This is a genomic window from Pseudothermotoga sp., assembly GCF_031962025.1.
GTDB lineage: Bacteria > Thermotogota > Thermotogae > Thermotogales > DSM-5069 > Pseudothermotoga_B.
On sequence record NZ_JAVRKW010000011.1, the window covers coordinates 48844 to 58984 of the forward strand.

Consider the following 10141-nt stretch of genomic DNA (forward strand, 5'->3'; position numbering starts at 1 on the left):
CTATCACCTTAGTTCAACGCGCGGATCAACAAGGGTATAGATGAAGTCAACAATTATGTTCAGAACAACGATTATCAAAGCTATGAACATCACCACAAATTGAATGACAGGATAATCTCTTTCGTTAACTGCCTGCAAAAGCAATCTTCCCAATCCCGGCAAAGCAAACATGTTCTCTATGACAACTGTCCCAGCCAGCAGATATCCAAGCTGGATACCAGAAAGCGTTATGATCGGGATTAAAGCATTTTTGAGTGCGTGTTTCCAAATGAGTTTGGAATAACTCACCCCTTTTGCTTTTGCGGTCTTTATATATTCTTGCCGTAAAACATCGAGCATCGATGATCTCGCCATTCTCATGATCTGAGCTGAAAGCATCAAGCCAAGTGTTAAGGACGGCAGAAACATAACCTGTAGATTTCTCAAAAGATCTTGCGATATGCGAGTATACCCAAAGATATTGAAACCTTTAAATGCCCCTGCAAAAATCACGATCAAAATCGCCCCCACCCAGAAAGATGGGGACGAAAGACCTATCAATCCAACAACTCTAATCAGGTTATCAACAAAGGAATTTCTCCTGATAGCGGCAATAATTCCCAGTGGAATCCCTATAATGGTTGCAAAAGCCATGGAAAGGATGGACAGTTCTAAAGTCACAGGGAATCTGTCGAGTATCAAATCCATCACTTTTTTTCCCGTCCTGAGTGATGTTCCAAAGTCGAGCGTCGCTAAATTTTTCAACCACACACCAAATTGAACGATCAGAGGTTTGTCGAGCCCGTATTGTTTATACAGTTCATTTATCTGCTCTTGAGTCAAATAATTCTGAGTCCCAAGCATCATATCAACGACATCTCCCGGAACCAGGTGTATGGTTATGAACACCACAAAAGCAACGAATAAAACTGTTGGTATCGATGTGATGATACGTCTTACAAGATAACCAGAGCTCACTTCTTATAAGTCTCCCTTAAAAAGACAAGACTTTCATTTGCAAGCAGTTTAAAGCCTTCGACAGAAGCGTTGCTCACAAAAATCTGATTTGCACTGTACAGGAATATGACAGGTGATTCTTTTACAAGGATTTTTTGCAACTCGTCGTAGATCGCCTTTCTCTTTGATACATCGACTTCGCTTCTTCCAAGTTCGAGCAGTTCATCAACTCTCTGATTCGAATACAGAAAGACATTTGTCGAGCCGCCGGTATGGAATGTTCTGTAGAACTGAATATCGGGCTCTATCGATCCGCTGTTCATAGAAATGAATGCATCGAAATCGCTTTCTCGCCATCTTTTGATGAATATACCCCATTCAACCAGATCGATCTTCACCTTAACACCTATTCCGGCAAGTTGAGCCTGAATAACCTGTGCAACCTTATCAAAATTGTATCTCTGGGAAGTCACGATTTCAAACTCAAAGCCATTCGGATAACCAGCCTGCGCGAGGAGTTCTTTTGCTTTTGATGGATTATATGTATATTCATCAAAACTCTTTGGTTGGAGTGCCCATGGTTGAACAGCTGGATTAAGTGGTCCTGTTACTATTCCCTCAGAAAAAGCAACAGCTTTTATTATTGCTTCCCTGTTGATCGCGTAGTTGAGTGCGTTTCTGACCCTTGGATCATTCAAAGGCTTTCTTGTGGTGTTTATACCTATCAGATAATAACTGAGAACTGGCGATCTGTAGATTTTGAACTTCGCATCGCTAAATTGTTTGAGATTCAAAGGCTCATTGATCTTGGCTATGTCGACATCGCCGTTTTTCAAAGCCGCCACTCTTGATACTTCTTCTGGCATGAACACAATTTTGATTTCATCCAGGTACGGCTGATCTTTCACAAAATAATAGGGATTTTTCTTCAAAATCATGTAATTACCCGGTACATACTCAGCTAGATAAAACGGACCTGTCCCATTTGTTTCAAGCTGCATGTTTTTGCCTGATTCGACAAATTTTTTACAGACTATTGAGCTGTTGACACCGGCGAAATTCGGTAAGAGTGCACTTGCCATAGGCTTCTTCAATTTGAACTCGATCTTGTTATCACCTATAGCTTTGATGGACTCAACATCCTGATAGAAAGCCGCGGCGGGAGATTTCGTATCCGGGCTGAGTATTCTCTGGAAACTGAAAAGAACATCCTCGACGGTCAGAGGAGTTCCATCGTGGAACTTCACACCTTCTCTGATTTTAAAAACTATTGTGTACGGATCCACAGCCTGTGCTTCCTCAGCCAGATTTGGAATCAGCTTCATGCCATCACCATACCTGAGCAAACCGTCATAGATATTTTCCAGCACTCTGTGAGATGCAAAAGCTGTGACAAGGTGTGGATCCAAGCCAACTGGTTCTGTCTCCATTGCAATGACCAGTTTGCCACCAGCAAAGATTGCTGTAACTGCCAGAACTGTTAAGATAAATGCCAGAAACTTTCTCATAAAATCACCCCCTTGTGGTTTTTATTTCTCAAAAACACCAGTTGTTTTGAGTTCGATCTTGAACCTGTATTTATCACCTCTGTAGATTGATCTGACAAATTCAATGCACCGATTATTCGATGTATACGTATAACGTTTTCTGAGCAGCGAGCAAGTACCTGCCGGTACATTGAGATGTTTTGCATCAGTTCCAGAAATTTGTGCTACTTCAAGAACTTCGTACGCGCGGACCAATGAAAGCTTCAATTCATTTCTGAGAAATTCATATAGTGATTCTTTTGACATGTCTTTTTTGAGCACGTTCAAAAGCCTTATATCGACAGCCGTATTCAGATATGCGCTTTCAATGGCAACGGGATCTTCGTTCATGTACCTCACACGCTTGAGCAGTATCACCATGGTACCCTGTTCTATCTGGAATGTCTCGGCAAGTTCCGGGGGAACTTCGATTAGTTTGTTCTCAAGCACAACGGATTTGACAGAAAAACCCTCTTCTTTTGCCTTTTCTGTAAAACCCTTCAGCACATTCATTTGTTCTTCTTCTTTCCTGCCCGTGATAAATGTTCCTTTGCCTTTGGCTCTGCTTATGAATCCTTCGGATCTGAGCTCTTCAAGCGCCCTTCTCACCGTCAATCTGCTGACATTGTAAATCTGTACCAGCTCAGACTCAGGAGGTATGCGATCCCCTGGTTTGTAGGTGCCGTCGAGAATTTTCTGTTTCAAGTTCTGATAAACCCGATAATAAAGTGGAACAGGGTATTCTTTATCCATTTCTATCCCCTCTTTCAAAAGTTTATTTACTTATAAAATTAAGTGCTTCTCTCAGGTTTGGATGTTCTTTCAACACCTTTTGGCATTCCTCAAGTGTTTTACCAGACATGATCATGAGTATTGCCTGTTTCACGTTGTAGCCGGATTTTGCCAGGTATTCTGCGGCTGTATTTCTGTCGACTTTTGCTATCTGCATGATCATGTTACAGGCTCTTTCTTTTAGCTTTTCATTCAAAACCATGACATCAACCATTAGATTATCAAAAACTTTGCCCATTTTTACCATGATCGTGGTGCTTATCATATTCAAAATCATCTTTTGAGCTGAACCAGCTTTCATTCTCGTGCTACCAGCGACAACTTCCGGTCCTGTCTCGGCACTCACAACAACATCCGCAAATGGTGCAAGTTCAGGGTTTTTCACGTTACATATCAAAACAGTCTGACATCCACACTTTTTGGCGTATTTTAGCGCTCCTGCAACATAGGGGGTTCTTCCGCTCGCGGCGATGCCGATGACAACATCATTCGATTGAAGCTGGTGTGCCATGAGGTCTTTTACAGCTCCTTCTTCGTCATCTTCGACACCTTCTATTGACCTACCAAGTGCCTGATACCCGCCGGCTATTATCGGTATGAAGACATTTTCTGGCAAACTGTAGGTTGGTATGAGCTCGACGGCATCGATAAAAGCCACTCTACCACTCGTACCCGCTCCGATGTAAAAGACCCGTCCGCCGGCTTTGAGCGCTTTCAAGCATATATGGACGACTTTGTTTATTTCAGGTAAAGCCTCGCGCACCGCCAAGGTGACCACTGCGTCTTCTTCGTTGATGATTTTGAGTATCTCAAAGGTGTCTTTGGTGTCAAGATCTTTTGATTTTGGATTTGGTAATTCCGTGGGCAATCTGGATAGACTCATTTTCGCACCTCCACCGGTAATCGACCGATTGGTTTGATTTCTCCAAGCAATACCTTCAGAAGTGCTTTTTGAGAAACCATTTCATAACTGTACGAGCAAACCGATGATGATTCAACCACAAAGCAATCGTACGGATTTCTCAGTGCAACTATTAAAAGTTTTTTGAAATTTTTTCGAGCCTGGCTGATGGCTGATTTTTGCCATTCAAAAAGATGCGCATTTTCTGTGAAAAAGATACATTTATTTCCCGAGACACTGATCGGTTTGTCCTTTTCAACCACGAGTAATTTTGAAGAAAACCTTTTTGCCAGTTCTTTGGCAACCCATGGTATATCAGGCTCTGTTTCCTGCACCTGAACGAGCCGGCTTGTTTTCACAGTCATTACGCAGTCGTCTTTTGAAAGGTGAACAGGTACCATTCCATCCAGGTCACTCACCAGTGTTATCGATTGTTCTGCTATCTTTTCCATAACACGCTGATCTTCTGAAAAATCAAAGACAGGTTCATTCAAAACCATCTTTGGTGCAAATTTCTCTTTGAATTTTTTAATTCTTGCCAGCGATTCCTTCAGCCTGTTTTCAAGTTCCCGATCGGTTTCAATTTTCTTCACCAGATTTTTCACAGCCGAAAGCTGAACTGCAGGCTCATGACATACAGTGAGTACATCCATGCCAGCTCTGAACGATGCGACTACTGCATCTTCAACAGACATATTTTTTGTGATACCGCCCATTAATAGATCATCTGCAACGGCTATGCCGTTGTACTTGAGCCTTTCTCTGAGCAGACCTGTTATTATCTCTTCGCTAATAGTTGCCGGCACCTTATTTTTCTGAAGCTTTGGAAGATATATGTGAGATGGCATGACAGACTCTATACCCATATCCATCAGTTTCATGAATGGCAACAATTCCCATTTTTCAAGTTGATCCAGATCTTTTTCCAACGTCGGCATATCTAAATGCGCATCCACAGTCACACTGCCTTTACCGGGAAAGTGTTTTGCACAGGCTGCAACATTGACTTCTTTCAAACCCGAGTAAAACGCCGTGGAGAATGTTATGACTTTTTCAGGTGTATCTCCAAAACTTCTGACGCCAATTCCGGGGTTATCTGGATTGTCGTTTATATCAACAACCGGAGCAAGGTTCCATGTTATACCAAGGGCTTTCATCTCTTTTGCCAATATTCTGCCGGCAAGATATGCATTCTCTCTGCTGCCGGTTGCCGCAAGTGCCATGGCACCGCATGAGACGGCAAAACCATTTCTGAGCCTTGTCACTATACCGCCTTCCTGATCTATGGCAAAAACAACCGGTTTTTTAACAACCTGCGTGATCTGATATGTGAGATTGTAAACCTGACTGGCAGATTCGATGTTTCTTGCAAACAGAATCACAAAACCCGGTTTGATCTGTTCCAGGAGCTCGACAGTCTGATCGTCGAGTTCTTTTGCAGGAATTCCTATCATGAAAAGCTCGCCAACCATCTGTTCAAGGCTCATAATCCTTCCTCCTTCTTATGGTATTATAACAAACCTTAAGGCAAAATGTCTTTACATTATGGTCATTTATGGTATAAGATATGTACAGCTAAGAGAAAATGTGAATAACCTCAGCCGGGGACAAAAGCCCATCGAGTTATGTTAAGTAACTGCTAAAGCTCCGGGCAAGCAGGCTTACACTTGGTGTATTTAGAGAGGAGGAAAGAGCGCATTTTTCCATCTTGTATAAGATGGAGTTGACTGCGCTGAAAGTTGATGAAAATTCTTGTGCTGGTAAAACAGGTTCCAGATACCGATAAAGTGAAGATCGATCCGACAACTGGCACGATGATCAGAGAAGGACTCGACGCAGTCATAAACCCGCTGGATCTGCACGCTCTCGAACTTGCCCTGAATATAAAAGAAAATAGTACAGCTCAAATCACGGTTTTGAGCATGGGACCAATGAGTACAGAGTCGGTGTTGCGTGATACACTTGCGCTGGGGGCTGACAGGGCAATTTTACTCTCAGATCCATCCTTTGCCGGATCTGATACGTGGGCAACGAGCTACACACTTTCAGAAGCTGTTAAAAGACTGAACATAGAATACGACCTTGTTATCTGCGGCGAGAAAGCGACAGACGGTGAAACAGGTCAGGTTGGAGTCGAATTTGCCGTTCTTTTGAATCTACCGGTGATAACCTACGTATCAAAGTTTATGCTGTTGCAGGATAATTTCATCATCGTGGAAAGAACAACTGAAGACGCATACGAAACGTGGAAGGTGAGATTGCCTGCCCTGATATCTGTTTTAAGGAGTGTGAGTGAGCCAAGGTTACCAACCCTGTCCGGCAAAAAACTGGCTCTGTCTAAAAAAATAGAAATTTACAACGCCAGGGATCTTGGATTGAAAAGCAGTGAGCTGGGACTTGCTGGTTCTCCAACAAGGGTTGTAAAAGTCTACAACACAAAATTATCTCGAAACTGTCATCTTTACATGGGAAAGGACCTGAATCAGGGGATTGAAAGAGTTGTGCAGATTTTGAAAGAGTACAGGGGAAGTGTTCAGAGATGATAGGAATAATAAACAATCAAATAGACAAAAACACAATAGAACTTTTAGGAAAAGCGAATCAGATGGCTAATAAGATCCAAACACAGGTCTTTCTTTTGATAATTGGTCCACAGAATGTGGACATAGACAGCGCAAAAGATTACGCTGATCTGACAGTTTTACTGCTGTCAAAAAAATTCGAACGATTTTCGCTGTACCCTTTTTTGATAAACCTGGAAAGGATTGTACTGAAATACAAGCCGTCTATTCTGCTGGCACCCGCAACGACATTCGGCAGAACGATCATGCCGGCACTCGCAGCAAAACTCAAAACGGGCTTGACGGCAGATTGTACCGATCTGGATGTGGACGAGAAAGGAAATCTTCTGCAAACAAGACCTGCCATAGGTGGAAATGTCATGGCAACGATCATCACGCCGAACCACCGCCCGCAAATGGCTACAGTGCGTCCAAAGTCATTTTCGATCCAGCCACAGAAGAGAAAAGGAATGATCAAAAAAGAGGAATTAATTGAAGTTCAAGATGTGTGCGAACTGGTAGATGTAAAAACAAGAGAGGCAAGTGCTCAAATAGATCAGGCACAGATCATCGTATCAGTTGGAAAAGGATTGAGAAGAAAAGAAAATACACAGATCGCACAGAAACTTGCCGCAATTGTCAATGGTGCTGTCGGTGCAACCAGAGCGGTTGTCGATGCAAAGTGGTTTTCCCACGATCAGCAGGTAGGTCTGAGTGGAAAGACCGTAAAACCCAAGGTATACATTGCGGCTGGTATTTCTGGAGCTGTGCAACACATCGCAGGTATGCAAACATCTGAAATCGTGATCGCCATAAACAAAGACAGATACGCACCAATATTCAAAGTGGCAGATATAGGACTGGTCGCCGATGCCTACACCACACTCGAACAGATCGTAAAAATCTTGGAAGGTGAAAACGGTGAATGAAATCATAGAGAAACTCAGATCGATTGTTGGACAGGAAAATGTGAAAACTGAGCGGGATGAAATCGAGAAATACTCAAAAGACGAAACGAGTTCTGTGGAGCCTTCTTTACCCGTGGCTGTTGTTTTTGCAACCGATGCTGAACAGGTCAGCAAAATATTGAAAATCGCCAATGAATACAAAATTCCGGTCACGCCAAGAGGCGCCGGAACAGGATTGTCTGGAGGTGCCATACCCGCAAAAGATGGAATAGTACTTTCGCTTGAAAAGATGAACCACATTCTGGAGCTTGATCTTGAAAACATGGCTGTGGTTGTTGAGCCCGGCGTCATAACCGATGAGATACAAAAATTGGCTGAAGAAAATGGATTTTTCTATGCAGGTGATCCGGCGAGCAGTGAAAGCTCTTCCATAGGTGGTAACCTTGCCGAAAATGCCGGAGGAGTTAAGGTTCTCAAATACGGTCCCACTTCTTTCCATGTTCTGGGAATCGAAGTGGTTCTTCCAACAGGAGAGATCGTGAAATTCGGTGGAAAGATGATGAAAAACGTCATGGGATATGACATGATCAGGTTGTTCGTGGGCAGTGAAGGTACGCTTGGAATTATCACAAAAATCATCCTCAGGTTGATACCAAAACCAAAGTATTCCGCGGTGCTGTTAACACCTTTCAAAGATATGGAAACTGCAGTTGCTTGCGTGCCGAGAGTTTTATGCGCATCTGGCATATTACCGACTTCTATCGAACTGATGGACAGATATTCTGTACAGATATCTTCAAGGTTTTTGAATGAGAATATTCCACAGCAGGGAGTTGATTGCCATCTGATTTTTGAGATAGAAGCCCCTGACAAAGAAAGCCTGACAAAATCGTACATCTGGCTGGGGGAAAATCTTCAGCAAATGGGTGCGCTGGAAGTCTACATCGCAGACAACAGGCATCAAAAGATGAAGATTTGGAAATTCAGAAAGGCTATCGCAGAGGGAATCATAGCTTTTAAGCCAGATCACTGTATGGAAGATGTCGGTGTACCAATAAAATCTATTCCCGCACTCATAAGATCAACCTATGAAATAGCCCAAAAAAACGGTGTAGAGGTGCTGAACTTCGGTCATGTTGGAGATGGCAATGTCCATGTGACTTTCTTAAAACCAGAGAGTATGGCACAGGAGCAATGGGAAAAAGCTATGCATCAGTGCCTCAAAGAACTGTACCATGTCACGGCAAGTCTTGGCGGTACCATGACGGGTGAGCATGGAGTCGGGGTAAAGAGAAAAGGATATCTCAATATCTTCCTGGGTCAGACGGAAATTGAACTCATGAAAAAGATCAAACAGGCGATCGATCCAAACAACATACTCAATCCGGACAAGATCTTTTCCTGAAATTTGGCAGGGCATATCTCAAAGTCACCGAAATCAATATGATGCTACCACCTAAAAGAGCCCATGTACCTGGTCTTTCACCGAAAACCAGAAAAACCCAGATTGGGTTCAGTACTGGTTCAATCATAGAGATCATCACCGCTTCAAGCGCACTCACGTATTTTATGGCAATTGAATACAGCACATAAGATAAACCAAGCTGGAAAACTCCCAGCAGGATTATTCCGATCCAGCTCACGACATTAGGAAGACCTCTGAACATGAACGGTAATCCAACCAGTGCCGTCAGGATATTGCCCATGAGTGTTGATTGGATAGGTGAGGCATCTTTTTGTTTTCGCAAAAAAATGATTAAAAATGCAAATGCGATACCGCTCAGTACACCCATGATATTTCCCGCAAAACTGGCAGGTTCCAGTTTATCAACAAAGAAAAGAAACATACCGAAGATAACAAGACCGATCGTTATCCAGTCCCAAATTCCTGTCTTTTCCTTCAAAATCAGAGAACCAAAAATGGCAACGTACACAGGTGACCCATACTGAAGTAAAATCGCGTTGGCGGCGGTCGTAAACTTGTTTGCACAGACAAACAGCAAAACCGTTGCCATGTAGAACAAAGAAGCCAGAATTTGATCTGATTTCCATGTGAACTTCGGCTTTCTAACATACACCAGTATGACCAGAGCAGAGATTGCACTTCTCGCACCGGCAATCGCAACCGGATTCCACTGAACCAGTTTTATCAAAATACCAGCCAGACTCCACAAAGTTGCAGATAAAACCAGATACAAAACTGCCCTTGATCTTGTCATCTTTGGCTTCATCTCCTGTCTTTTTGGCTTCACTCAATATATTAATCCAAATCACAAAAAGAGTGATCAAAAAAAACAGGGGGCATTTATATGCCCCCTGTTGAAATTTTTTATCATATACTATACCTTGAATTTTTTCACCTGTTCTACCAAAGTTTCTGCAATAGAAGTCAGTTCCTCTGAAGCACTTGATACACTCTGACTTGCATCTGCTTGCTGTCTTACTGCCTGTGTCATCTCTTGTATCTGCTGGGCAATCATCGTTATGGATTTTGTGGCTGTGTCCATCGCACTGCTC

General features: G+C 42.8%; 9 protein-coding genes. 3 read left to right on the top strand and 6 right to left on the bottom strand.

Features of this window, described 5'->3' with window-relative positions; all coding sequences use genetic code 11:
- Positions 1-3: 3 nt before the first annotated feature.
- The 5 genes from AC4E92_RS08340 to nagZ are packed head-to-tail and all read right to left on the bottom strand — an operon-like array spanning position 4 to position 5642.
- Positions 4-957 (bottom strand): ABC transporter permease, encoded by a 954-nt coding sequence (locus AC4E92_RS08340; protein WP_490240129.1) that lies wholly within the window; start codon positions 955-957, stop codon positions 4-6.
- Positions 954-2444, bottom strand: a complete 1491-nt coding sequence (locus tag AC4E92_RS08345) for an ABC transporter substrate-binding protein (RefSeq protein WP_490240130.1) — start codon at positions 2442-2444, stop codon at positions 954-956. The genes AC4E92_RS08340 and AC4E92_RS08345 overlap by 4 nt, the downstream gene beginning before the upstream one ends.
- Positions 2445-2465: 21 nt before the next feature.
- The gene (locus AC4E92_RS08350) at positions 2466-3215 is read right to left on the bottom strand and encodes a GntR family transcriptional regulator (protein WP_490240131.1); all 750 of its coding nucleotides are present in this window, start codon (positions 3213-3215) and stop codon (positions 2466-2468) included.
- Between the two features lie 22 nt (positions 3216-3237).
- On the bottom strand, positions 3238-4137 hold the full coding sequence (gene murQ / locus AC4E92_RS08355; RefSeq protein WP_490240132.1) for an N-acetylmuramic acid 6-phosphate etherase: 900 nt from the start codon (positions 4135-4137) through the stop codon (positions 3238-3240).
- A complete protein-coding gene (gene nagZ, locus AC4E92_RS08360; RefSeq protein WP_490240133.1) occupies positions 4134-5642 on the bottom strand; it encodes a beta-N-acetylhexosaminidase in 1509 nt (502 codons plus the stop codon). The genes murQ and nagZ overlap by 4 nt, the downstream gene beginning before the upstream one ends.
- 255 nt (positions 5643-5897) lie before the next feature.
- Here nagZ and AC4E92_RS08365 point away from each other — a divergent pair, with 255 nt between their 5' ends.
- Genes AC4E92_RS08365 through AC4E92_RS08375 form a run of 3 tightly spaced genes read left to right on the top strand, consistent with a single transcriptional unit; the run spans position 5898 to position 9029 of the window.
- Positions 5898-6698, top strand: coding sequence for an electron transfer flavoprotein subunit beta/FixA family protein (locus tag AC4E92_RS08365; RefSeq protein ID WP_490240138.1), 801 nt, complete (start codon positions 5898-5900; stop codon positions 6696-6698).
- Complete coding sequence (locus tag AC4E92_RS08370) at positions 6695-7645, top strand: electron transfer flavoprotein subunit alpha/FixB family protein (RefSeq protein ID WP_490240134.1); 951 nt, start codon at positions 6695-6697, stop codon at positions 7643-7645. Before AC4E92_RS08365 ends, AC4E92_RS08370 begins: the two co-directional genes overlap by 4 nt.
- The gene (locus AC4E92_RS08375) at positions 7638-9029 is read left to right on the top strand and encodes an FAD-binding oxidoreductase (protein ID WP_490240135.1); all 1392 of its coding nucleotides are present in this window, start codon (positions 7638-7640) and stop codon (positions 9027-9029) included. The genes AC4E92_RS08370 and AC4E92_RS08375 overlap by 8 nt, the downstream gene beginning before the upstream one ends.
- On the opposite strand, the gene AC4E92_RS08380 is transcribed toward AC4E92_RS08375, so the two are convergent.
- On the bottom strand, positions 9004-9843 hold the full coding sequence (locus AC4E92_RS08380) for a DMT family transporter (RefSeq protein ID WP_490240136.1): 840 nt from the start codon (positions 9841-9843) through the stop codon (positions 9004-9006). The genes AC4E92_RS08375 and AC4E92_RS08380 overlap by 26 nt on opposite strands.
- Positions 9844-10141 lie beyond the last annotated feature (298 nt).